The sequence below is a fragment of the Micromonospora sp. WMMB482 genome (assembly GCF_019038635.1).
GTDB lineage: Bacteria > Actinomycetota > Actinomycetes > Mycobacteriales > Micromonosporaceae > Micromonospora > Micromonospora marina.
This window is the reverse complement of sequence record NZ_JAHOPD010000020.1, coordinates 91,485-111,975: the sequence shown is the minus strand read 5'-3', so window position 1 is coordinate 111,975 and position 20,491 is coordinate 91,485. Positions and strand designations below refer to the sequence as shown.

Sequence of the window (20,491 nt, the reverse complement as noted above, 5' to 3'; positions counted from 1 at the left end):
AGGGGGACGCGATGCCGTCGCGCCGGGACGCCGCCGTGCTGGTGTTCGACGCCGACGACACGCTCTGGGAGAACAACGTCCTGTTCGAGCGCGTCATCGACGACTTCCTCACCTGGCTCGACCACCCCACGCTGGACCGGGCCCGGATCCGCGCGGTGCTCGACGACATCGAGCGCGCGAACGCCGTCGCGCACGGCTACGGCAGCAAGGTCTTCCTGCGCAGCCTCGGCGAGTGCCTGGAGAAGCTGCGCGAGCGGCCGGCCACCGCCCGGGAGCGCGCCGAGATCGACCAGCTCGCCGCGGCGCTGGTCGGGCACCAGGTGGAGCTGATGCCGGGCGTGGCCGAGACGCTCGACGACCTGGCCGGGCGGCACGAGCTGCTGCTGCTGACCAAGGGCGAGCGCGAGGAGCAGCAGCGCAAGCTGGACGCGTGCGGGCTGCTGCACCACTTCCGCGCCGCGCACATCGTGCCGGAGAAGGACGCGGACACCTACCGCTGGCTGGCCCGCGAGCACACCTTCGACCCGGCCGCCGCCTGGATGATCGGCAACTCCCCGCGTTCGGACATCCTGCCCGCCCGGGCCGCCGGGATGAACGCGGTCTTCATCCCGAACGAGAACACCTGGGTCCTGGAGCACGACGAGCTGGACCCGTCCGACCAGCGGGTGATCCGGCTGGCCGCGTTCCCCGACCTGGTTCACCACTTCTGAGCGGGCCGGTAACGTCCGGGAGGTGCCGCTGACCTTCCCGTCGCACCTGGCGCCGGTGCTGCCGCTGAAACTGTGGCGACCGGGCTGGTTCGACGGGGTGGCGCTGTGCACCGGTGCGGTGGCGCCGGACGTCGCGTACCTGTTCATCGGCACGCCGCCGGCCCGGGACCTGCGTACGCACACACTCGGCGGCCTGCTCTGGTGGTGCCTGCCGGTGGCCCTCGCATACGCCTGGGTGGTGCGCCGCGTGGTCGCCGGCATCGCGGTGCACCTGCCCGGGCAGCGGTTGTTCGGCTGGCCCTGGTACGCGACCCTGGCCCGGGTGCGCCATCCCTGGCAGGTCACCGTCTGCTCGGCGCTCATCGGCGCGTTCAGCCACGTGGCGTGGGACCGGGCCAGCGACAGCGAACGGCTGCCCCGGCTGCTGGGCGTCGCCGACTTCCACGCCCTGACCGGCGTGCACTGGTACCGGTTCGTGGACGTGGTCGCCGGTCTCGCCGGCGGGCTGCTGGTGGTCGTCCTGGCCGTCTCCGAGGCCCGCCGCGGCATGCGGACCGGTGGCGTGGGCGAACCCCTGCCGGAGGCGAACCCGTCCGTGTTCTGGCGGGTGGCGCTGGCGGTCACCGGGCTCGGCGCACTGCTGATGCCCGCGCTGCCCGCGGCGGGCGTCCCCGCCCCGGCGGGCGTACGGGCGCTGCACGTGGCCGCGCTGGCACTCGTCGCGGGGGCCGTCGCGGCCCGGACCGTCTCACCGCGGCAGACCGGGCGGAGTCCGCGTCTCGAAGTCGAACAGCGCGAAACCGGCTGACCCCGTTACGCCGACATGCCGCATTTCCGCATAGACATCAATCACAACCGCGGCCGCCGGTCATCGCTTGTCCGGCCTTTACGGACGCGCCTACCCTGAGCCGGCGTCCACGCCTCGTCGGGGTGAGACGGGGGCGCACCGGAGTCCGGTGGTAAGAGCACCGTGGAGCTGAGTGCGGGCAGACCGGCTCGCCGTGCGGAGCCCGGCGGAAGGCGTCGTGCCACGCCTGCCGCGTTCCCGCGGCGCAGACCGCTACCGAACCGGACGGCCGGGGCCAGGACCGGGGAGTTGCGGACCCGGTCCTGGCCCGTCCGGCACCCTCCACCGACTGGCGGATGTGCGGGTGGGACGCCTCTGGTGCGCGGGCCGGTCACGGAGCGACACTGAGTCATGACTCCTCAGCGCGTACCGCTGCTCGCCGGCCTGGTCGTGCTGTTCGCGGCGGCCTGTACGGCGACCGGCCACGACGGCGCGTCCCCGGCGCCCACCCCGACGGCCGCGGCGGCGTCCGCGCCGGCCGCGACCGAGGCGCCGGAAGGCACACCCACCCCGCCCGTGCCGACCGAGGCCGCGCCGACCGCCGGATCCTGGCGCGCCACCTGGGGCTGGGCGGTGCCCGGCGGGCCGGTCCGGGTGACCCACCGGGTGCGGGTGCCGGTGACCCCGCCGCCCGGGGAACCGCTGCCCGTCCTGGTGGCAGTCGACGTCGGCGACCACCCGGCGGAGGGGTTCAGCCGGATCACGTTCGCCTTCCGCGGCCCCACCCCGTCCTACGAGATCGCCTACGTGCCGCGGGTGGTGACCGAGGGACGCGGGGCGCCGGTCACGCTGCCCGGCACGGCGTACCTGTCGGTCCGGTTCGACCCGGCCCAGGCGCACGACGCCCGCGGCGGCGGGACGGCGGACCTGCCACCCGCCGCGATCCGCTTCCCGACGCTGCGCGGATGGGCCGCGGCCGGCGACTTCGAGGGGCACCTCAGGTTCGGGCTCGGCCTGCGACCGCCCGACGGCGGCCGGCTGCCGGTGCGGCTGGGGGAGGGCGACCGCCCGGACGGCACCCGTGTCGTCTCGGTCGACGTGCGGCGGCGCTGACGCGGGCCCGCGTCAGCGGTCGATGATCGTGTTGTTCTCGTCGATACCGTGGGTACGCCAGTAGACGTCCCACTCGTCGTCGACGTGCTTCGGCTCCTTGCCCTCCGGGTAACGCACGTACGGCGGCGCCGGCTCCTCCCCGTCCGGCACGCAGGCGCTGCCGCCCTGCGGGCCGACCGCGATCACCGGGTACTCGCCGCTGCCGCAGATGCTCTGCCGCAGGGAACAACCGGTGGTCGCCATCAGCCCGGCCAGCCCGAGCACGGCAAGAACGATCATGATTCGAGTTCGCACGGGAGAATTCTCGTCGCCGCGAGCGGACCCGCCATCGGTACGCCTACTCAATTCCCGCGCGCCGCCCGCTCAGGTCAGTTCGCCCCGCACGATCGCCACTGCGACCCGGCAGAACTCGTCCATGTCCGGCTGGAACCCGGCCGCGATGTCCGGGTGCAGGCCGGAGCGGGTCTCGTCGAGCAACCGGCGGCAGACGTCCTCCACCGGCTCGCCCGCGTAGCCGGCGCGGACCCGGTCGGCGGCCGCCTGGAGGGCCGAGGTCAGCTGATCCTCCAGCGGGCCGCGCAGCTTCTGCTGCACCGGGTCGAGCCCGCTCGGGTCGAGCGTGACATGTGGCTCCGACATCGGCACTCCCTTCCTCGGCGTCCGCGGTACCCCACCGCGGACGTCGGTCAAACCATCGTCGGTACGGCCGACACCCGGACCAGATACGAGAACTCCTCCGCCGGCTCCTCGACGTACGACAGCCGGCGGATCTGCCGGTCGTCGGCCCAGAGCGCGACGTCGACCAGCACTCCGAGGTGGGCGAGACCGATGGTGGAGACCCGCTTCTTGTCCTGGAGCACCGCGCACACGCCGCCCAGCAGCGTGCTGGCGTCGGAGGTGCGGTGCCCGGGCGGACAGCGCAGGGTCAGGTCCACCTCGACCGGCCCGGTCAGCGGGGTCCACCCGGTGCGCTGGGCCGCCGTGCAGGCGGCCTGGAGCAGCGTGCGGACCCTCGTCGCCTGCCGGTGCCCGGCGGCGAAGATGGACAGGGCCTCGGTCTTGACCGGGGGCAGGCCGCTCACCTCGAACGTCAGGGCGAGAGCGCGGGTGTCCTGCACGACGGCACCTCCTCGGGGGAATCCTGCCCAACCGGGGAACGCGCGCACGGCACTTCCCGTCAGAACCAACCGATCGGGCGGGCGATGGGGGACGGCCGGAGGCGCATCGGCGTCGACGGCGACGCGCCGGCTACGGAGCAAGGCAAACGCTAGTCGAGCCGACTGACGCTGGGTAGTCTCGCCGCTCACGGAGTGGGACGGCGGTCAGGCCGTCTCGCCGGTGTGCCGGGCCAGGTATTCGTCGATCGCCCTGCGGATCAGAAACGCGTGAACCGCCGGTGGTGAGCGACGCGCGCGCCGTCACGTGTCCGTGATGTTTCGCTCCGTCGCAGGTCGGGCACGTTCAGCCGCACGACACGCCCGGGGCGTCGGGCGATCGGGCCGATGCCCCGCTCGTCTCGCCGTGCACCGGGGCGCGGGTCACTCCCCGGTTCTTCGTCGAAGAGAGGGGGAGGGTGATGACGACAGTCCCCGACACGGCCGCACGGCGGCCGGCCGGACGCGCGGCGGCGGCGGCGGCCGCCGCGCTCGCGTTGGTGGCCCCGCTGGCCGCCTGCGGATCCGGCGGCGACGGCGGCGTCCCCACGATCAACCTGTACTACCCGCCGGAGCAGAACCTGCAGAAGGTCGTCGACACCTGCAACACGCAGGCACAGGGGCGGTACCGGATCGACTACCGGGTGCTGCCGCGCGAGGCCGACGAGCAGCGGGTGCAGATGGTGCGGCGGCTCGCCGCGCAGGACAGCGGGATGGACGTGCTCGGGCTGGACGTCACGTGGACGCAGGAGTTCGCCAGCGCGAAGTGGATCCGGGAGTGGACGGGCCAGGACAAGGCCGAGGCCGAACAGGGCACGCTGGCCGGCCCGCTGGACACCGCCCGGTACGAGGACAAGCTCTACGCCGCGCCCAAGAACACCAACGTGCAGCTGCTCTGGTACCGGTCCGACCTGGTGTCGCAGCCGCCGAAGACCTGGGACGAGATGATCTCCGCCGCCCAGCAGCTCAAGGAGCAGGGCAAGCCGTACCAGGTGCTGACCATGGGCGCCCAGTACGAGGGCCTGGTGGTGCTCTACAACACGCTCGCCGAGAGCGCCGGCGGCAAGATCCTCAGTGACGACGGCAAGAAGGCGGAGATGGACGAAGGCGCGGTCCGCGCGCTCGACCAGCTCCAGAAGTTCGCCACGTCGGGCGTGACCTCGCCGTCGTTCAGCAACGCGCTGGAGGACCCGGTGCGGCTGGAGTTCCAGTCCGGCAAGGGCGCGTTCCAGGTGAACTGGCCGTTCGTCTACCCGGCGCTCCAGGAGGCCAACCCCGACCTGGCGAAGAACGTGAAGTGGGCCCGGGTGCCGGGCATCGAACCGGGCACCCCGAGCAAGGTCACCATCGGCGGGGTGAACCTGGCGGTCAGCACCTACTCGGAGCACCCGGAGGAGTCGTTCGAGGCGGCCCGCTGCCTGCGTAACGCCGAGAACCAGAAGTTCTCCGCCGTCAACGACGGCGTGCCGCCCACCATCGAGGCCGTCTACGACGACCCGGAGATGACCGAGGCGTACCCGATGAAGGAGACCATCCTGGAGGAGCTGAAGGAGCCGGCGGTGCGGCCGCTGACCCCGGCTTACCAGAGCATCTCCACGGTGATGTCGGCGATCCTGTCGCCGCCTTCGGCGATCCGGCCCGAGCAGACCGCTGACGAGCTGCGTGAGGCGATCTCCGACGCGCTGGAGTCCAAGGGGGTTCTGCCATGAGCGTGAACGCCACCCCGGCCGGCGCGCAGGCCGCCGCCGAGGCCGAGGCGCCGGGCGGCCGGCGCGCCGTCGTACCGGAACAGCGGTCCCGGCGCGGCTCCCGCGCCCCGCTGAGCGAGAACAAGCGCGCCGAGCGGCGCCTCGGCCTGCTGCTGTGCGCGCCGGCCGCGCTGGTCATGGTGCTGGTCACCGCGTACCCGATCCTGTACTCGGTCTGGCTGTCGCTGCAGCGCTTCGACCTGCGCTTTCCCGACGAGCGGGAGTTCGTCGGCCTGGAGAACTACGTCACGGTGCTGACGAACGACTTCTGGTGGACGGCGTTCGGGGTGACCGCGCTGATCACCGTGGTCACCGTCGCGGTCGAGCTGGTGCTCGGCATGGGCCTGGCGCTGATCATGCACCGGACGCTCGTCGGCCGGGGCATCGTCCGCACCGCGGCGCTGATCCCGTACGGCATCGTCACCGTGGTCGCGGCCTTCTCCTGGCGGTACGCCTGGACGCCTGGCACCGGCTACCTGGCGAACCTGTTCGACGGCAGCGCCCCGCTCACCGAGCGGGCCAGCTCGCTGGCGATCATCATGCTGGCGGAGATCTGGAAGACCACCCCGTTCATGGCGCTGCTGCTGATGGCCGGGCTGGCGCTGGTGCCGGAGGATCTGCTCAAGGCGGCCTCCACCGACGGCGCGACGGCGTGGCAGCGGTTCACCAAGGTGATGCTGCCGGTGATGAAGCCGGCCATCCTGGTCGCGCTGCTGTTCCGCACGCTCGACGCGTTCCGGGTCTTCGACAACATCTTCGTGCTCACCAACGGCGGCAACGAGACGTCGTCGGTGTCGATGCTCGCCTACAACAACCTGATCCGGGGCCTGAACCTCGGCATCGGCTCCACGATGTCGGTGCTGATCTTCATCACCGTGGCGATCATCGCCTTCGTGTTCGTGAAGCTGTTCGGCACCGCTGCCCCGGGCAGCGACGATGGGGAGAGGCGCTGACATGGCAGTGGAAACCACCACGCGGGCGAAGGTGCGCTGGGGCCTGCTGGACGTCGTGGTCGTCGTCTTCGCGCTGGTCCCCGTGCTCTGGATCGCCTCGCTGTCGTTCAAGACCCCGGCCACCCTCACCGACGGCAAGTTCTGGCCGCGGGAGTGGACGCTGGACAACTACCGGACCATCTTCGACACCGACCAGTTCGTCCGCGCCCTGGTCAACTCCATCGGCATCGCGCTGATCGCCACCACGATCGCGGTGGTGCTCGGGGCGATGGCCGCGTACGCCATCTCGCGGCTGGACTTCCCGGGCAAGAAGCTGCTGGTCGGTGTCTCGCTGCTGATCGCGATGTTCCCGCAGGTGTCGCTGGTGTCGCCGCTGTTCGAGATCGAGCGGCAGCTCGGGCTGTTCGACACCTGGCCCGGGCTGATCCTGCCGTACATCACGTTCGCGCTGCCGCTGGCGATCTACACGCTGTCGGCGTTCTTCAAGCAGATCCCGTGGGACCTGGAGAAGGCGGCGAAGATGGACGGCGCCACCCAGGCACAGGCGTTCCGGCGGGTGATCGCTCCGCTGGCCGCGCCCGGTGTGTTCACCACGGCGATCCTGGTCTTCATCTTCTGCTGGAACGACTTCCTGTTCGCGATCACGCTCACCTCGACCGAGCGGTCCCGCACGGTCCCGGTGGCGCTGCAGTTCTTCACCGGTGAGTCGCAGTTCGAGGATCCCACCGGGGCGATCTGCGCCGCCGCCGTGGTGATCACCGTGCCGATCATCCTGTTCGTGCTCTTCTTCCAGCGCCGCATCGTCTCCGGTCTGACCTCCGGCGCAGTCAAGGGATAGGTGGTAGCAATGGCCGACATCGTGCTGGACAAGGTGAGCAAGCGGTTCCCGGACGGGACCACCGCCGTACGGGACGTCGACCTGGAGATCGCCGACGGCGAGTTCGTGATCCTGGTCGGCCCGTCCGGCTGCGGGAAGTCCACCACGCTCAACATGATCGCCGGGCTGGAGGACATCAGCTCCGGTGAGCTGCGCATCGGCGGCGATCGGGTCAACGACAAGGCGCCCCGGGACCGCGACATCGCGATGGTCTTCCAGTCGTACGCGCTCTACCCGAACATGACCGTACGGGAGAACATGGCGTTCCCGCTGCGGCTGGCGAAGATGGACAAGGAGACCATCAACCAGAAGGTCGACGAGGCGGCCAAGGTGCTGGAGCTGACCGCGCTGCTGGACCGCAAGCCGGCCAACCTGTCCGGCGGCCAGCGGCAGCGGGTGGCGATGGGACGGGCGATCGTCCGCCAGCCCAAGGCGTTCCTGATGGACGAGCCGCTGTCGAACCTGGACGCCAAGCTGCGGGTGCAGATGCGTACCGTGGTGTCCCGGCTCCAGAAGCAGCTCGGCACCACCACCGTCTACGTCACCCACGACCAGACCGAGGCGATGACGCTCGGCGACCGGGTCGTCATCATGCGGGGCGGCGCGGTGCAGCAGGTCGGGCCGCCGCAGGAGCTGTACGACCACCCGCGCAACCTCTTCGTCGCCGGGTTCATCGGCTCGCCCTCGATGAACTTCGTGCACGCCGTCGTGGAGGACGGCCGGCTGCGGACCGCGCTCGGCGACGTGCCGGTCGGCGACCGGATCCGCCGCGAGCTGGAGGCCGGTGACGCACCCAAGGAGCTGATCCTGGGCATCCGCCCGGAGCACTTCGAGGACGCCGCGCTGATCGACGACGAGACCCGCCGCCGGGGCATGGAGTTCGAGGCGCCTGTCGACATCGTCGAGTCGATGGGCTCGGACAAGTACGTCTACTTCACCGTGGAGGGGGAGCGGGCCAGCGCCGCCGAGCTGGAGGAGCTGGCCGCCGACACGGGCGCCGCGGACTTCGCCGGTGGCGGGTCGAACCTGGTCACCCGGCTGTCGGCGGAGTCCTCGGCACGCGAGGGCGAGACGCGCCGGGTGTGGTTCAACCTGGAGAAGATCCACCTGTTCGACCCGGGCAGCGGCCGCAACCTGACGCTGCACGAGGGCCGCTCGGCCGGCGCGCTGGCCGACTGATCCCGGGATGCGTGCGAAGGGCCGGTGGCGGTGCGCGCCGCCGGCCCTTCGGCCTTGCCACGCTTTGCTCTGCTGCCTCGCTGCCGCCTCTCCCTTCCTCTGCCGCCCGGCCGAACCCGTGAGTGGAACGCCATGGGTGCCTCGGCGCGGTCTTGACACCCATGGCGTTCCACCCGACTCGTCGCGGACCTCGGGGACAGCCGGCGCCGACCCGCCGCCGACCCGCAGTGTCAGCCGCCGGAGGGCGCCCCCACCGCCCCTGCTCTGCACCCACCAACGCGGCGATCACGCGAACCGATGCGTCAACGGCTGCAGAGCAAAGGGGCTGAGGAGCAACCGCGGCAGCAGGGCAATGAGCAGCGGAACAAGAGCGAAGCCGGGCAGCACGAGAGAGGAAGAGAAGAGGTACGGCGGGAGCCCTCTGCTCACCAGGAGTGGCGCAGCTCCCGGCCCAGGAAGCGGGCGTAGGCGGTGAGCGCCGCGTCCACCCGGGTGCGCAGCGCGGCGTCGAACGGCACGAGCTGCTGCACCGTAACGGTCACCGCCTTCGCACCCAGCGTCCGCGTCCAGGTGCCGACCACGCGCCCGCCCCGTACCACAGTCGACCGGAACACCCCGTTGTTGCCGGGGACCACCGCGGCGGCGTGCGCCGGGTCGAGCATCAGCGAGCGGTCCTTGAAGCCGAGCAGGTATTCGTCGAAGCCGGGCAGCGTGTGCAGGTCGTCGACCGGCGCGCGGGGCGCGTCGAGCAGCGCGGCGTCGACGACTGCGGGCTCGCCGTCGGCCTCGACCGGGGCGAGCAGGTCACCGGCCAGGGTGATCGCCCGGGTCGCGTCGGTGACGGTCAGGCCGGTCCACCGGGCCAGCTCGTGCCGGCTCACCGGGCCGTGGCCGCGCACGTAGCGGTGCGCCAGCATCGCCAGCGCCTCGTCGCGTTCCGGCCGGTGCGGCGCGGGTGCCCACTCGTCGAGCAGGGCGAACGTCTGCTCGGTGCCGACGTGCGGCGCGATGCAGGTGACGCCGCGCTGGCTGGCGTACCAGAGCAGGTGGTAGGCGCGCTGACCGTCAGTGGCCAGCCCGGCGGCGCGCAGCGCCGCGACGCACTCGGCGCGGGTCAGCCGGCCGCCGCCGGTCAGTGCCGCACCCAGCACGTCACCGGCCCGCTCGCCGTCGGCGACGGTCAGCCCGAGTTGCCGCCACCGCCCGGCGGTGCCGGCCAGCGCCCGCACTCCGGTCAGCTCCAGCATCCACCGCGCGTCGCGCGCCGGGACCAGGTGCACGGTGCCGCGCATGGGCCAGGTGCGCAGCGCCTCGCGCCGCTCCAGAGCCGCGCGGACGTCGTCCTGGGTGGCGCCGGGCAGACGGACGCCGAGCGACCACAGCCCGCTAGCCGCGTCCTGCGCCTGCATGGCGCCGAACCACTCGACCACGTCGGCGACGCCCTGCGGGCGGGCGGTGGGGTGCGGGCGCAACAGCAGGCCGGTCATGCGCAGCGCGAGCGCCTCGGCGCGGTTGAGGCGTACGGTCACGGGCGTCAGCGTAGGCCCGGGGTACGACAGACCCGCCCCTGATCGCGCTGCGCCGGCGGCGCTGCCGACACCAGCGCGATCCCCCGTTCAGGTTCCCGGCGCGGGGGCGGCCGGTGCGGCCGGCGCCGGTTCGACCAGCATCCCGTGCGGGCTGCGCGGGGAGAGCGGCTGCGGACGGAACTTGCGCAAATCTTGAGCCACCCTCAGTCCAGGCGCCGGTGCATGACCAGCAGGTCTACGTACCCCCGGGCGGGGTGCCGGAAGCCCTCCGGCACCCGGCCGATCACCTCGAAGCCCAGCGACCGCCACAGCCCGACCGCCCGGGTGTTGGTCGCCACCACGGCGTTGAACTGCATGGCCCGGTAGCCGTCGGCCCGGGCCGCGTCGAGCAGGTGCGCGGCGAGCGCCCGGCCGACGCCCCGCCCGGCGGCGGCCGGGGCGACCATGAACGAGGCGTTCGCCACGTGGTCGCCGGGACCGCCCTGGTTGGGCGCCAGCTTGGCCGAGCCGAGCACGGCGCCGTCCGGCGCCACCGAGACCACCGTCCGCGCCGGTTCCGGCGGCATCCACAGCGTGCGGGCCCGCCCCTCCGTGACGTCGCGGGGCCAGGTGTACGTCTCGCCGGCCGCGACGATCTCGCGCAGGAACGGCCAGATCAGCGGCCAGTCGGCAGGCGCGGCGGTGCGGATCTCCACCCGGAGAGGATGCCACGCCCGGAGTTTGACGAAACAAGTAACGGGTAGTCGCCGGAGCTGACCCGAAACGAGGAGGGAACGTCTGATGGATGGCCAGGTCAAGGTCGCGGTGATCTATTACAGCGCGACGGGCATCACCTACCAGATGGCGCAGGCGGCGGTCGAGGCGGCGGGGGAGGCCGGTGCCGAGGTGCGTCTGCGCAAGGTACGTGAGCTGGCGCCCGACGAGGCGATCCGCTCCAACTCCGGCTGGCAGGCGCACCGGCTGGAGACCCAGGACGTGATGGAGGCGCAGCCGGACGACCTGTCCTGGGCCGACGTGGTCATCATGGGCTCGCCGACCCGGTACGGCATGATCGCCGCCCAGCTCAAGCAGTTCATCGACACCACCGGCCCGCTCTGGGCCGCCGGCGCGCTCGCCGACAAGGTCTACAGCGGGTTCACCTCGACCGCCACGTCGCACGGCGGCCAGGAGGCGACGCTGCTGTCGCTGTACACGGTCTTCTACCACTGGGGCGGCATCGTGGTGACCCCCGGCTACACCGACCCGAGCCAGTTCGTCGCCGGCAACCCGTACGGCGCGTCGCACACCAGCAACAACGGCGAGGTCGCCCCGGACCACGTGGCACTGGCCGCCACCGCGCTGACCGCCAAGCGGGCCGTGCTCATGGGCGCCGCGCTGAAGCGGGGCATGGCCGGCTGACCCGGCCGGCGACCGGTGGCCCGACGGGGGCTCTCGAACCCGTCCGGACCACCGGTCGCCAGTGCCCTACCCGCGATCGGCCGCTCCATGCGCGCTCAGCGCCGGCCGGTCGAGCAGATGCCCGAGCAGGTCCGCCAGGACCCTCGTGCCGTCCTGGCTCAGCACCGACTCCGGGTGGAACTGCACCCCGGCGAAACCCGCGCCGCGCAGCGCGTGCACCGCGCCGTCGGCCGGGTCGCGGGACACCTCGACCGGGCCGTGCGGGCCGGCGATCCGGTCGGCGTCGGCGAGCGCGGTGAAGCTGGCGTAGAACCCGACCCGCCGGGTCGTCCCGAACACCGGCACGTCCCGCGGCACCCCCTGGTACGGCGCGTCGCGGCGGTGCAGCGGCAGGCCCAGCAGCCCGGCGAGCAACTGGTGGCCCAGGCACACCGCGAGCGTCGGCCGGCCGGACGCGAGCAGCTCGGTCAGCAGCGCCCGCAGCGCCACCATCTTCGGGGCCGTCGCGTCCCGCGGGTCACCCGGCCCGGGGCCGACCACCACCAGGTCGTACCCGTCCAGCGGGCCCGGCTCCGGCCAGTCCCGGCGGGTCACCGCCAGGCCCAGCGCGCCGAGCTGGTGGGCCAGCATGCCGGTGAACGTGTCCTCGCCGTCGACGATCAGCGCCCGGCGCCCGGCCAGCCCGCGCAGCGCGATCGCCCCCGGCTCGCGCTGCTCCAGCCAGAACCGGGCCAGCGGGGCGTTGCGGGCGGCCAGCGCGGCGCGCACCTCGGGGTCGTCGGCGTACCGGACGGCCGGCTCGGTGGCGGAGCGCGGCGCGTCCGGGCCGAGGCCCAGCGCGGCCAGCACACCGGCGGCCTTCGCGTGCGTCTCGGCCACCTCCCCGGCGGTGGTGGAGTGCCGGACCAGCGTCGCGCCGACCGGCACCCGCAGCGCGCCTGCGGGCGAGATCTCGGCGGTACGGATCAGGATCGGCGCGTCCAGCGTCTGCCGGCCCTGCTCGTCGCGGCCCAGCAGGGCGAGCACCCCGGCGTAGTAGCGCCGGCCGGTGCGCTCGTGCCGGGCGATGACCCGGCAGGCGTTCTCCATCGGGCTGCCGGTGACGGTGGGCGCGAACATGGTCTCCCGCAGCACGTCGCGCACGTCCCGGGAGCAGCGCCCGGCCAGCAGGTACTCGGTGTGCGCCAGGTGCGCCATCTCCTTCAGGTACGGCCCGACCACCTGGCCGCCGTGCTCGGCGACCACGGCCATCATCTTCAGCTCCTCGTCCAGCACCATGTACAGCTCCTCCACCTCCTTCTTCTCGTGCAGGAAGCGCAGCAGCTCGGCGCGGTCGACGGCCTCGCCCCGGTGCCGGAACGTGCCGCTGATCGGGTTCATCTCGACAAGCCCGTCGGCGACGCTGACGTGCCGCTCGGGGCTGGCGCCGACCAGGATCCGGGTGCCGGTGTGCACCAGGAACGTCCAGTACGCGCCCCGCTCGCGCAGCAGCAGCCGGCGCAGCGCCGCCAGGGCCGCGGCCAGCGGGTCGCCCTGCACGGTGGCGCGCATGGTCCGGTGGATGACGAAGTTCGCCCCCTCGCCCCGGCCGATCTCGTCGGCCAGCACCCGCTCCACGATCGCCGCGTACTCGTCGTCGGCGATGTCGAAGCCGGCGTCGCGGGTGCGCACCTCGGCGTCGGGCAGGTCGTCGAGCAGGTCGGCCAGCGGTATCCGCCGGTGCGTCTCGACCGCCAGGAACTCCAGCGGCAGCCCGTCGTCGACGCACTCGAAGCCGCGCTCGGTGACCTGCCGGAACGGCACCAGGGCCAGCGTGTGCGGACCGGCGCCGTCCTCGGGCAGCGGCAGGTCGGCGAGCCGGCCGGCGGTGCGTACCGGGCCGGTGAACAGGTCGACGTGGTCGGCGCCCTCGCGGCGGACGAGCGCGAACGGGCCGGGGTCGCGGCCGGCTGCGACGGCGGCGAGCGGGTCGGACAGGCGGGTCATCGGGTCTCCTCGGTGGGCCGGTGGCCGCCGGTGGAGGCGACCCGGGATGCCGGGGGAGACCGGCGGCCGCCTCGTCGGGCGGCCGCGTGGGGAAGCTACGCGCGGGGGTGGGCCGCCGGGTCGGCGGGCCACCAGCAGGACAGGTGCGCGGGCATGACGGTCACTGTACGCGATCGGCAGGCGCCGTGGAACCCGATCGCGCGGCACCGGGTACGGATCTTGGCGTGGTCGCCGGTCCCGCCGGGTAGGTTGACCGGCGATGGACATTCTCGCTCTGGATCTGGGCACCTCCTCGGTGCGCGGCCTGGTGCTCGACGCGGACGCCGTGCCGCGTCCGGGCGCGCTGGCCCGGCGCCGGGTGCGCCTGCTCACCGGGAACGACGGCAGCGGGACGCTCGACGGCCCGGCCTACCTGGCCTGCCTGGTGGAGTGCCTGGACGAACTGGCCGCCGCTGGGCACCTGCGGGACGTGGACCTCGTGGCCACCTCCGCGCAGTGGCACTCGGTGTTGCCGGTGGCACCCGACGGCACACCGTCGGGTCCGGTGCTGACCTGGCTGGACACCCGGCCGGAACCGCTGCCCGGGGCGAACGGTCCGGCCGATCCGGCGGACTTCCACAGGCGTACCGGCACCTGGTGGCACCGCTGCTACTGGTCGGTGCGGCTGCCCTGGCTGCGCGAGCGCGTCGACCGGTCCGACCGCTTCACCGGGCTCGCCGAGTACGCGCTCGGCACGCTGCTCGACGACGCGCCGATGTCGATCTCGCTGGCCTCCGGCACCGGGCTGCTCGACCTGCGCCGCCTGGACTGGGATCCGGAGGCGTGCGAGCTGGCCGGCGTACGCCCGGAGCAGATGCTGCGGCTGGCCCCGGACGGCTGGCACGGCCGGCTGAACGCGGCGTACGCGCGGCGCTGGCCGCAGCTGGCCGGCGCGCGGTGGGCGCCGCCGGTCGGCGATGGCGCGGCCGCCAACGTCGGCTCGGGATGCGCAGACCCGACCCGCGCGGCGGTCACCGTCGGCACCTCCGCGGCGGTCCGCGTGATCCAGGCCGTGCCGGCCGGCACGGAGCCGCCGCCGTTGCCGGAGCAGCTCTGGCGGTACCGGGTCGACCACCACCACGTGGTGACCGGTGCGGCGTACTCCAGCGGCGGCAACCTGTTCGCCTGGGCGTCGCGCGAGCTGCGGCTGCCGGAGGGCGAGGAACTGAAGGCGGCACTGGACCGCGTCGCCGGTTCGGTACGGGCGAACCCGCGCTTCGGCGGCGACCGGCCGCCGGGTGTCGCCCCGGCGGGCTCGGGGGAGCTGCGCGGGCTCAGCTTCGGCACCACCGCCGTGGACATCCTGGCCGGGCTGATGAGCGGCCTGTGCCGGCTCGTCGCGGACGACCTGACGCTGCTGGAGTCCGGTGTCGGCGAGCCGATGGAGGTGATCCTCGGCGGTGGGGCGCTGACCGCCTCACCGTGGTGGCGCGGGGCGTTCCTCGACGCGCTCGCGCCCCGCCGGGTGTGCTGGCAACGCAACCCGGAGATCGGCGCGACCGGTGCCGCGCTCGTCGCGCTCGGCCGGCTCGCGGAGGCGGACGAGATCGCCGGGGTCGGCCGGACGGACGAGGCCGCCTCGCACGCGTGACCGTCCACCCGCGGCGCTGACCGTCCTGGTCATGCCGTCCGGGCGGCCGTTGACACCGACCGGCGGCCTGATTGGATGGACTCCGCTCCCCGACGTGGTGGGGCGGGACGAGGAGGCAAGCGTGGGCGCAGGTCCCGACCCGGCTCGCGGCGCGGCCCCCGCGCCGCGCCGGCGGCGCTCCGGGTTCCGGCTGCGGGACTGGCGGATGGGCACCAAGCTCGCCACGGTACTGGTGATCCCCTCACTGGCGTTCCTCGTCCTGGCCGGCATCCAGACCCGGGGGCTGGTCGGACAGACCACCACGCTGAGCGCCTTCGCCGAGCAGGTCGGCATCGGCCGGCAGATCTCCACCGTCGTCGACCGGCTCCAGCACGAGCGGGACCGCACCGCCGGCGAACTGGCCGTGCTGCGCCGCGCCGGCGCCGATCGGGACGCCGCGGTCGCCGCGCTCACACCGCTGCGGGAGGCCACCGACCGGGCGATGGCCGAGCTGCGCGCCGCCGCCGCGCCGCTGGCCGACGCCGACGCCGCCTGGCGGGTGTCCTACTCCGAGGCGCTGGAGGCGTACGACCAGGTCGTGAGCATCCGGGCGGCGGTGGCACCGGCGGTACTCTCCAGCGACACCGTGCTGAGTAACTACCACCGGTCGGTCGCGGCGCTGCTGAACCTGCTGGCGGAGCCGTCACCCGGAGGCGGCCGGCAGGAGTTGACCGAGGTGGTGCTGCGGTACGTGCAGCTGTCCCGGGTCAAGGAGCTGTCCTCGCGCATCCGCGCCGAGCTCTACGCCGCCGCCCGGTCCGGCCGGTACGAGGCCGACGACCAGGTGACGCTCAGCGACCTGCGGGCCCAGCAGCTCACCGCGCTCGGCGCGTTCCGGGTCGCGGCGACCGCCGAGCAGATCCGCCGCTACGACCGCACCTCCGTCGACCCGGCCTTCGCCGCCGCCACCCGGATGGAGGAGCGGACGCTGCCCGGCGGCGCCGGGCCGGCCCTGCTCGACGCGACCCAGTGGTGGGCGGCAAGCGAGCAGCGGCAGGAGCTGTTCCGCCAGCTGGAGAGCGAGATCGTCGCCGACGCGGTACGCCAGGCCGACGACGCCAGCGCCCGCCAGTTGCGCGAAACGCTGCTGGTGGCCGGTGCGATCGCGACCGTGCTCCTGGTCGCGGTGCTGATCTCACTTCTGGTCGGCCGGTCGGTGGCCCGCGCCATGCGGCAGCTGCGCGGCCAGGCGCTGCGGATCGCGCAGGTGGACCTGCCGCTGACGCTGCAACGGCTGCGTACCGTGGACCGCCCGATCGGCGCGATCGACGTACCGCCCTCGGTGATCGACTCGCAGGACGAGATCGGCGAGCTGGCGGAGGCGTTCGTGGCGGTGCACCGCAGCGCCGTCGACGTGGCGGTCGAGCAGGCGATGATGCGACGCAACGTCAACGCCATGTTCGTCAACCTGGCCCGGCGTAGCCAGGTGCTCGTCGAGCGGCAGCTGGAGCTGCTCGACGACCTCGAACGCGAGGAGAGCGACCCGGAGCAGCTGGAGAACCTTTTCAAGCTCGACCACCTCGCCGCCCGTATGCGCCGTAACGACGAGAGCCTGCTGGTGCTGGCCGGCACCGAGTCGACCCGGCGGTGGAACCGCCCGGTGGGTCTGGGCGCGGTGCTGCTGGCAGCGAGCGCGGAGATCGAGCAGTACCAGCGGGTGCGCCACGAGAACCGGACCGGCCTGCACGTCGTCGGGCACGCGGTGGGCGACCTGGTGCACCTGTTCGCGGAGCTGCTGGAGAACGCCACCGCCTTCTCCCGCCCGGACACCGCCGTACGGGTGGTCGTCGAGCCGGACGGCCGGGGCGCGCTCGTGCAGATCGTCGACGAGGGGCTGGGCATGAGCCCGACGGCGCTGGCCGAGGCGAACGCCGTGCTCGCCGAGCCGCCGGCCGCCGACGTGTCGGCCTCGGAACGGATGGGCCTGTTCGTGGTGAGCCACCTCAGCGCCCGCCACGGCTTACGGGTGTGGTTGCAGGCCGGGCGCGAGGGCCTTGTGGCCCGGGTGCGGATCCCGGTCGAGCTGCTGGCCGAGGCGCCCGCACCGGAGGCGGGCCGGCCGGCGCCGGACCGGCTCGTGCGCGGGACGGCGCAGCGGATGCTCACCGGCCCGGTCACCGCGTCCGATGCGCTCGCGGCGGCGACCGCCGAACTGCCGGTGGCCGGGTGGCGTCCGGCGGCGGGCCGGCCCGCTGCGCTGCCGATGTCCCCGCTGACCGGGCGGCCGCTGGGTGACGGTACGGACGCCGGCGCCGATGCGCCGGTGCCGGCCGCCGCGCCGGTGACCGCGCCGCGTCCCCGACCGGGACGAGCCGAGGACGTGCTCACGCCGGACGCCGGCGCGGCGGCCGGCGGGTGGTTCAGCCGGCAGGGGCCCGCCGCGTCGGCGCTGGGTGTGACGCCGGCACCGGCGGCGACGCCGGTGACCGGAGGGACGAACGAGCGAGGTCTGCCGGTACGCGTGCCGATGGCCCAGCTCACCTCGGCCGTCCCGGCGGGCCGCCCGGTGGTGCGGCACGAGCCGGACCCGGAGGCGGTCGGCGGCATGCTGTCGCGCCTCTACAGCGGGGTACGGCGGGCCGAGGCCGAGGAGACCACCGAGATGTACCTGCCGCGCGATGAAGGAGGACGACGACAGTGACGACGTTGAGCCAGGAGGCACGCGACCTGAGCTGGCTGGTGAACGCGTTCGCCGAGCGGGTTCCGGGGGTGGCGCACGCGGTGGTGGTGTCCTCCGACGGCCTCCTGGTGGCGATCTCGGCGCACCTGCCGCGCGACCACGCGGACAAGCTCGCCGCGGTGACCTCCGGCCTGATGAGCATCACCGCCGGTGCGGCCCAGATGTTCGACGGTGACGTCGTCAAGCAGACGGTGGTCGAGATGGGGCGTGGCTACTTCCTGGTGATGCAGATCCGGGACGGCTCGATCCTGGCGACGCTGGCCGGGACGGACGCCGACATCGGCGTGGTCGGCTACGAGATGGCGCGGCTGGCCAAGCAGGCGGGCGAGATGCTCACCCCGGCGCTGCGCGCCGAACTCCAGCAGGCGCTGCCGCGCTGAGGTGGCCGGTGCCCGGCCGGCGTCGCGCCGGCCGGGCAACTGTGGCCTACAGGCCGTTGCGGCGGATCACGTCGCGGTACCAGTGGGCGCTGCGCTTGAGCACCCGGCGCTGGCTCGCGTAGTCCACGTAGACCAGGCCCCAGCGCTGCTCGTACCCCTCGGCCCACTCGAAGTTGTCGAGCAGCGACCAGACGTGGTAGCTCTCCAGCGGCACCCCGTCGCCGACGGCCCGGTGCGCGGCGGCGAAGTGGTCACGCAGGAAGGTGACCCGCCCGGCGTCGTCGACGGTGCCGTCCGGGCCGGGCACGTCCGGACAGGGCAGGCCGTTCTCGGTGATGGTGATCGGCACCCGGCCGTAGTCGCGGGTGACCCGGGTCAGGATGTCGTACATGCCCTCCGGGTAGATCTGCTGCCACTCCGCCTCGGAGGTGGGCCACTTGGGGACCGTGCCGCCGTCGCCGGTGACGTAGATCGGCGTGTAGTACTGCACGGCGAGCAGGTCGACCGGGCTGGAGATGATCTTCAGGTCGCCGTCCCGGACGCCGCGGACCATCCGGCTGTCCGGGCCGAGGTCGTCCAGCACGTCCTGCGGGTACGCGCCCTTGAAGATCGAGTCGAGGTAGAGGCGGTTCTCGTAGCCGTCGTAGAGCCGGGTCGCGGCGGCCGACTCGGCGGAGTCGTCGGCCGGGTAGCAGGGGTGCAGGTTGAGCGCCGGGCCGATCCGCCCGGTGGGGCCGGATGCGCGGAGCGCCTGCACGGCGAGGCCGTGCGCGAGCTGGAGGTGGTGGGCGACCAGGTACGCCGCGTCCTCGTCGCGGATGCCCGGCGCGTGGTGGCCCCAGATGTAGCCGTTCTGCACCACCGTCTTCGGCTCGTTGATGGTCAGCCAGACCGGCACCCGGTCGCCGAGGGCGCGGAACACCGCGTCGGCGTACTCGGCGAAGCGCTCGGCGGTGTCCCGGTTCTCCCAGCCGCCGGTGTCCTGCAGGGCCTGGGGGAGGTCCCAGTGGAACAGCGTGGCCATCGGCGCGATGTCGCGTTCGTGCAGTCCGTCCACCAGGCGGCGGTAGAAGTCGAGGCCGCGCTGGTTGGGGCGGCCGGAGCCGTCGGCCTGGATGCGGGGCCAGGAGATGGAGAACCGGTAGCTGCGCAGCCCCAGGTCGCGCATCAGGTCCAGGTCCTGCGCGTACCGGTGGTAGTGGTCGGCCGCGACGTCGCCGGTGTCGCCGTTGCGGATCCGGCCCGGCGTGTGGCTGAAGGTGTCCCAGACGGACTCACCCCGCCCGTCCTCCTTCGCGGCCCCCTCGATCTGGTAGGCCGAGGTCGCCGCGCCCCAGGCGAAGCCGTCCGGGAAGCGCAGCCCGCGGTCCGGCTCCGAGGCGGTGGTGCGCTCGGGCGGGCTGTCGCAGCCGTTGAGCGCGACTGTCGACGCGGCGGTCCCGGCCGCGGTGGCGCCGGCGAGCCCGGACCGGGCCGCGCCGGCCGCTGTCGCGGACAGGGCGGCGCGGCGGAGCAGGCGCCGTCGGGTGAGTAACGACATGAGGTTTCTCCTCGGAGTGACGGGCCGCCCTGGGCCGGGAGCGCTCCCAGCATAGCCAGGGGCGGCCGGCCCCGATCCGGCGGTCGCGGCGAGGGCGCGGCGCGGCCGGCGGGCGGCCGGAACGTGGGGTGGGCGGGGGCGTCGCTCGGGAGCGTCGCGCGCGGCGGCGTGAGCGGCGAGGGGTGGGGTGGATAGCGAGAAAGGCCGTCCGGGTGGCGTGTCACGCCTGTCCCGTCGGCCTCTTTTGCCGTCGACAACGGGGGTTTAGTGTGGGGACGGGGGAGGGCAACCCCCGTCCCCACCGATGGTGCACACACGCACGAAGTGGAATTGGCGTCCGTCGTGCGCGTCGCGCGGGAGCCGGGCCACGCGAGTGGCTCTGGTTCCACCTCCCTCCGTCTGGCGGGTGACGGCCGGCGGCGGCGTCCGGGCTGGTCCGCCGTCGGCCTCGGGGTCGACGCGCCGGGCACGGGTGTACCCGGCGATCCAGTACTTGCATCTTCGTCGATGGAAGCGCTCCCATCGGCGATGCTGCGACTGTAACGCCCGTCACGGCTTTGGAAAAGCCCCTAAACGAGATCGAAACATGGAAGCGCGTATGTGCGCTGGCCGTTGTGGTGGGAGCGCTTCCATGTCACACTCTCGTCACGCCACGCGGAGCCAGTGAACGCGAGCGCGGGCCGCCGAGGGCACCCGGTGACGAACCGGTGCGGCGCCCCGATCCCCGGCACGGCCGGGACGACCACCTTTCCGGACGCCTCCGTCCCCCCGCGTACGCCCCGTCGGCG

At 73.3% G+C, this 20,491-nt stretch carries 18 protein-coding genes; 11 read left to right on the top strand and 7 right to left on the bottom strand.

Features of this window, described 5'->3' with window-relative positions; all coding sequences use genetic code 11:
* Positions 1–11: 11 nt before the first annotated feature.
* The 3 genes from KSK32_RS01335 (at position 12) to KSK32_RS01325 (ending at position 2,610) form a co-directional block, all read left to right on the top strand.
* Positions 12–710 carry an HAD family hydrolase gene (locus KSK32_RS01335; RefSeq protein ID WP_216928055.1) on the top strand — a complete coding sequence of 233 codons (699 nt, stop codon included), beginning with the start codon at positions 12–14 and terminating at the stop codon, positions 708–710.
* Positions 711–732: 22 nt separating this feature from the next.
* Positions 733–1,518: a DUF4184 family protein gene (locus KSK32_RS01330; protein ID WP_216928054.1), complete on the top strand. Its 786-nt coding sequence runs from the start codon at positions 733–735 to the stop codon at positions 1,516–1,518.
* A gap of 390 nt (positions 1,519–1,908) precedes the next feature.
* A complete protein-coding gene (locus KSK32_RS01325; protein ID WP_216928053.1) occupies positions 1,909–2,610 on the top strand; it encodes a hypothetical protein in 702 nt (233 codons plus the stop codon).
* Positions 2,611–2,622: 12 nt separating this feature from the next.
* Here KSK32_RS01325 and KSK32_RS01320 read toward each other — a convergent pair whose 3' ends face one another.
* From KSK32_RS01320 to KSK32_RS01310, 3 genes are all read right to left on the bottom strand, one after another.
* Positions 2,623–2,904 (bottom strand): SCO0607 family lipoprotein, encoded by a 282-nt coding sequence (locus KSK32_RS01320; protein ID WP_289256469.1) that lies wholly within the window; start codon positions 2,902–2,904, stop codon positions 2,623–2,625.
* Between the two features lie 69 nt (positions 2,905–2,973).
* Positions 2,974–3,249 (bottom strand): hypothetical protein, encoded by a 276-nt coding sequence (locus tag KSK32_RS01315; protein WP_013287312.1) that lies wholly within the window; start codon positions 3,247–3,249, stop codon positions 2,974–2,976.
* 47 nt (positions 3,250–3,296) lie between these two features.
* On the bottom strand, positions 3,297–3,728 hold the full coding sequence (locus tag KSK32_RS01310; RefSeq protein WP_018787930.1) for a hypothetical protein: 432 nt from the start codon (positions 3,726–3,728) through the stop codon (positions 3,297–3,299).
* 458 nt (positions 3,729–4,186) lie between these two features.
* Here KSK32_RS01310 and KSK32_RS01305 point away from each other — a divergent pair, with 458 nt between their 5' ends.
* Genes KSK32_RS01305 through KSK32_RS01290 form a run of 4 tightly spaced genes read left to right on the top strand, consistent with a single transcriptional unit; the run spans position 4,187 to position 8,521 of the window.
* Entirely contained in the window at positions 4,187–5,473 is a 1,287-nt protein-coding gene (locus KSK32_RS01305; RefSeq protein ID WP_216928052.1) for an ABC transporter substrate-binding protein, read from the top strand.
* On the top strand, positions 5,470–6,465 hold the full coding sequence (locus KSK32_RS01300) for a carbohydrate ABC transporter permease (protein WP_254186911.1): 996 nt from the start codon (positions 5,470–5,472) through the stop codon (positions 6,463–6,465). Before KSK32_RS01305 ends, KSK32_RS01300 begins: the two co-directional genes overlap by 4 nt.
* A 1-nt stretch (position 6,466) precedes the next feature.
* Positions 6,467–7,303 carry a carbohydrate ABC transporter permease gene (locus KSK32_RS01295; RefSeq protein WP_026268483.1) on the top strand — a complete coding sequence of 279 codons (837 nt, stop codon included), beginning with the start codon at positions 6,467–6,469 and terminating at the stop codon, positions 7,301–7,303.
* Positions 7,304–7,312: 9 nt separating this feature from the next.
* Positions 7,313–8,521 (top strand): ABC transporter ATP-binding protein, encoded by a 1,209-nt coding sequence (locus KSK32_RS01290; protein WP_216928051.1) that lies wholly within the window; start codon positions 7,313–7,315, stop codon positions 8,519–8,521.
* A 425-nt stretch (positions 8,522–8,946) separates the two neighbouring features.
* Here the strand turns inward: KSK32_RS01290 and KSK32_RS01285 are convergent, their stop codons facing one another.
* Positions 8,947–10,050, bottom strand: coding sequence for a winged helix DNA-binding domain-containing protein (locus KSK32_RS01285; RefSeq protein WP_216928050.1), 1,104 nt, complete (start codon positions 10,048–10,050; stop codon positions 8,947–8,949).
* Between the two features lie 203 nt (positions 10,051–10,253).
* On the bottom strand, positions 10,254–10,745 hold the full coding sequence (locus tag KSK32_RS01280) for a GNAT family N-acetyltransferase (RefSeq protein WP_216928049.1): 492 nt from the start codon (positions 10,743–10,745) through the stop codon (positions 10,254–10,256).
* A gap of 85 nt (positions 10,746–10,830) precedes the next feature.
* On the opposite strand from KSK32_RS01280, the gene wrbA reads away from it, so the two are divergent.
* Positions 10,831–11,448, top strand: a complete 618-nt coding sequence (wrbA, locus tag KSK32_RS01275; protein ID WP_018787924.1) for an NAD(P)H:quinone oxidoreductase — start codon at positions 10,831–10,833, stop codon at positions 11,446–11,448.
* A 66-nt stretch (positions 11,449–11,514) separates the two neighbouring features.
* On the opposite strand, the gene KSK32_RS01270 is transcribed toward wrbA, so the two are convergent.
* Positions 11,515–13,434: a chorismate-binding protein gene (locus KSK32_RS01270; protein WP_216928048.1), complete on the bottom strand. Its 1,920-nt coding sequence runs from the start codon at positions 13,432–13,434 to the stop codon at positions 11,515–11,517.
* A gap of 259 nt (positions 13,435–13,693) precedes the next feature.
* On the opposite strand from KSK32_RS01270, the gene KSK32_RS01265 reads away from it, so the two are divergent.
* From KSK32_RS01265 to KSK32_RS01255, 3 genes are all read left to right on the top strand, one after another.
* A complete protein-coding gene (locus tag KSK32_RS01265; RefSeq protein ID WP_216928047.1) occupies positions 13,694–15,064 on the top strand; it encodes an FGGY family carbohydrate kinase in 1,371 nt (456 codons plus the stop codon).
* Between the two features lie 121 nt (positions 15,065–15,185).
* Positions 15,186–17,744, top strand: coding sequence for a nitrate- and nitrite sensing domain-containing protein (locus KSK32_RS01260; protein WP_289256468.1), 2,559 nt, complete (start codon positions 15,186–15,188; stop codon positions 17,742–17,744).
* A 5-nt stretch (positions 17,745–17,749) separates the two neighbouring features.
* Complete coding sequence (locus KSK32_RS01255) at positions 17,750–18,163, top strand: roadblock/LC7 domain-containing protein (RefSeq protein ID WP_216935689.1); 414 nt, start codon at positions 17,750–17,752, stop codon at positions 18,161–18,163.
* Between the two features lie 46 nt (positions 18,164–18,209).
* Here the strand turns inward: KSK32_RS01255 and KSK32_RS01250 are convergent, their stop codons facing one another.
* The gene (locus tag KSK32_RS01250; RefSeq protein ID WP_216928045.1) at positions 18,210–19,703 is read right to left on the bottom strand and encodes a GH1 family beta-glucosidase; all 1,494 of its coding nucleotides are present in this window, start codon (positions 19,701–19,703) and stop codon (positions 18,210–18,212) included.
* Positions 19,704–20,491: the final 788 nt, after the last annotated feature.

Coding starts and splice junctions, on each gene's coding strand:
- KSK32_RS01335 (WP_216928055.1), top strand. CDS start 12: ATGCCGTCGCGCCGGGACGCCGCCGTGCTGGTGTTCGACGCCGACGAC.
- KSK32_RS01325 (WP_216928053.1), top strand. CDS start 1,909: ATGACTCCTCAGCGCGTACCGCTGCTCGCCGGCCTGGTCGTGCTGTTC.
- KSK32_RS01315 (WP_013287312.1), bottom strand. CDS start 3,249: ATGTCGGAGCCACATGTCACGCTCGACCCGAGCGGGCTCGACCCGGTG.
- KSK32_RS01305 (WP_216928052.1), top strand. CDS start 4,187: ATGACGACAGTCCCCGACACGGCCGCACGGCGGCCGGCCGGACGCGCG.
- KSK32_RS01300 (WP_254186911.1), top strand. CDS start 5,470: ATGAGCGTGAACGCCACCCCGGCCGGCGCGCAGGCCGCCGCCGAGGCC.
- KSK32_RS01295 (WP_026268483.1), top strand. CDS start 6,467: ATGGCAGTGGAAACCACCACGCGGGCGAAGGTGCGCTGGGGCCTGCTG.
- KSK32_RS01290 (WP_216928051.1), top strand. CDS start 7,313: ATGGCCGACATCGTGCTGGACAAGGTGAGCAAGCGGTTCCCGGACGGG.
- wrbA (WP_018787924.1), top strand. CDS start 10,831: ATGGATGGCCAGGTCAAGGTCGCGGTGATCTATTACAGCGCGACGGGC.
- KSK32_RS01270 (WP_216928048.1), bottom strand. CDS start 13,434: ATGACCCGCCTGTCCGACCCGCTCGCCGCCGTCGCAGCCGGCCGCGAC.
- KSK32_RS01265 (WP_216928047.1), top strand. CDS start 13,694: ATGGACATTCTCGCTCTGGATCTGGGCACCTCCTCGGTGCGCGGCCTG.
- KSK32_RS01250 (WP_216928045.1), bottom strand. CDS start 19,703: ATGTCGTTACTCACCCGACGGCGCCTGCTCCGCCGCGCCGCCCTGTCC.